Annotated in this window: 4 protein-coding genes; all 4 read left to right on the top strand. The window is 75.5% G+C overall.

Annotation, left to right across the window (positions count from 1 at the left end; genetic code table 11):
• Window positions 1–837: hypothetical protein (locus L615_RS03425; protein WP_222430425.1), on the top strand; the 837-nt coding region annotated here is incomplete at its 5' end.
• 126 nt (window positions 838–963) lie between these two features.
• A complete protein-coding gene (locus tag L615_RS03430; RefSeq protein ID WP_028656215.1) occupies window positions 964–1,284 on the top strand; it encodes a WXG100 family type VII secretion target in 321 nt (106 codons plus the stop codon).
• Window positions 1,285–1,331: 47 nt separating this feature from the next.
• Window positions 1,332–1,643 (top strand): WXG100 family type VII secretion target, encoded by a 312-nt coding sequence (locus L615_RS03435; RefSeq protein ID WP_051485908.1) that lies wholly within the window; start codon window positions 1,332–1,334, stop codon window positions 1,641–1,643.
• Between the two features lie 89 nt (window positions 1,644–1,732).
• Window positions 1,733–1,958, top strand: a 226-nt coding sequence (locus L615_RS03440) for an EsaB/YukD family protein (protein WP_186449712.1), incomplete at its 3' end; no start/stop codon positions are given.

Consider the following 1,958-nt stretch of genomic DNA (forward strand, 5'->3'; position numbering starts at 1 on the left):
GACGCTCGCCGTGCTCTGGGACCCGCACCCCGGGCTGCCGCCGGTCGCGCCCTGGGCCGGTCGGGCAGCCCCGCCGAGCAGGCCCTCCACGTCTGGCTGGTGGCCGGCACGGCCACCTTCGTCGTCGCCGGCACCGCCCCGCTCACCGGAGCACCCGCCCAGGCGGTCTGGGCGGTGCTCCTCCTCGCGGCCGTGCTGGCGGCCCGGCTCGCGCCGGGGCTCGCGGTCGACGTGCCCGACGACCACCTCCTCGACCTCGACCGGCTCGCCGTCACCGCCTGGTCCGCGCGCGAGCCCGCCGAGGGTGGGCGCGGACGGTCCGTCGTACCGGCCGCCGGTGTCGCCGGTGTCGCCGAGGTCGCCGAACGCGCCGGGCGCACGCTCCGGGCGGCGTCGGTCGCGATCCTCGTCGTCGTCGCCCTGTCGGCGCCGTTGCTGCTGTGGACCGCCGACCTGCCGCCGGACCGCACCGGCGCCCGGTGCCTGGTCGGCTTCGGGGGCGCCTGCCTGCTGCTCGCCGCCCGCAACCACCGCCACCGCGCGGCCCGGCGCCTGCTCCGCGTCGCGGGTGTCCTCGCCCTGGCCCTGCTCGCCGCGGTGCTGCTCGGCGTCCAGCCGGACGGGGCCGCCGCCGACCTGCCCGCCCTGCTCGCGCCGGCCGCCGTCGCCGTCGGCGTGGCGCTCGTCGTCGCCGCGGTCCTCGTCGGGCGGGGGTGGCGCTCGACCTGGTGGGCCCGTCGTGCCGAGGTCGCCGAGGCGCTGTGCGGCACCCTCGCGGTCGGGTCGCTGGTGGTCGCGGTCGGCCTGTTCCGCCACCTGTGGGAACTCACGAGCTGAGGTTTCGCGCCGGTCGCCGTCCGGGTAGCAGGCACGACACCGGCTCTTACTGGCAGTGGGTGCTTCTCGGGAGCCGCACAGGGAGATGACCGCGGGGCGGCAGCCCCACTGACCAAGGAGCAACAGATGTCGGATGTCGAGTTCGGCCACGCAGAAGGGGCGCTGAAGCAGATCGCGGACCGCGTCGTCCAGGCCAAGCAGGAGCTCGCGCAGCACTCCGCCCAGATGGAGGCGGACCTCGCGAACATGCAGCGGGCCTGGGTCGGCACCGGGGGCCTCACCTTCCAGCAGCTCAAGGCCGCATGGGTGGAGAAGCACCGGGTCGTCACCGGCGCGCTGGACCGGTTCCACGCCGCGCTGACCGCGACCGAGGCCGACAACCGGGCCGTCGACGAGGCGCAGGGCGCGGGCATGAACGCGCTGCTCAACCGCCTCGGCGCCCAGTGACCCCGTCCGCACACCAGGCACACCCCCAGAGCTGAGGAGACACCACGATGACCGCTGACTTCGGATCCCTCGACGGCCTGCGCGTGCAGCACGGCGCCCTCGACGCCGCCGCCCAGGCCATGTACAACACCGTCCGCAAGATGGACGAGAGCCTCAACCACCTCGAGCAGGACGTCGCCCCGAAGGTCGCTACCTGGAGCGGCCAGCAGCAGGAGGCCTACCGCGCCTCGAAGGCCGCCTGGGACTGGGCGATGCAGGAGCTCAAGGACCTGCTCGACCGCAGCCACCAGAGCGTCTACCAGTCCAACGCCGAGTACCTCGCCGCCGACCGCCGCGGCGCCGGACGGTTCCAGGACTGAGCACCACGGCTCCGCCACGACCGCCCCGGGCCGGGCGGGGCGGCCGTGCCACGATGACCCCCTCGACCCTCTCGGGAAGGTGTGAGCAGATGACGCAAGCTGGCCGGGCGCCAGGCACGGTCGCGTCCGGGCTGGTCCGGGTGACCGTCACCTCGGGCACCCGCCGCGTCGACCTCGTGCTGCCCGGGGCGGTGCCGGTCGCCGAGCTCCTCCCCGAGCTCGCCCGCAGCGTCGGGCTGCTCGACCCGGCCACCGTGCACGGCGGCTACCGGGTCGTCACCGCCGGGGTCGACGAGCCGCCGCCACGGGTCTACG

Origin of the sequence: Nocardioides sp. J9 (assembly GCF_007829375.1) — a bacterium.
Classification (GTDB): domain Bacteria; phylum Actinomycetota; class Actinomycetes; order Propionibacteriales; family Nocardioidaceae; genus Nocardioides.

What these genes read in the sequence shown, in the direction of transcription:
- L615_RS03430 (WP_028656215.1), top strand. Translation starts at nt 964, where the DNA reads ATGTCGGATGTCGAGTTCGGCCACGCAGAAGGGGCGCTGAAGCAGATC.
- L615_RS03435 (WP_051485908.1), top strand. Translation starts at nt 1,332, where the DNA reads ATGACCGCTGACTTCGGATCCCTCGACGGCCTGCGCGTGCAGCACGGC.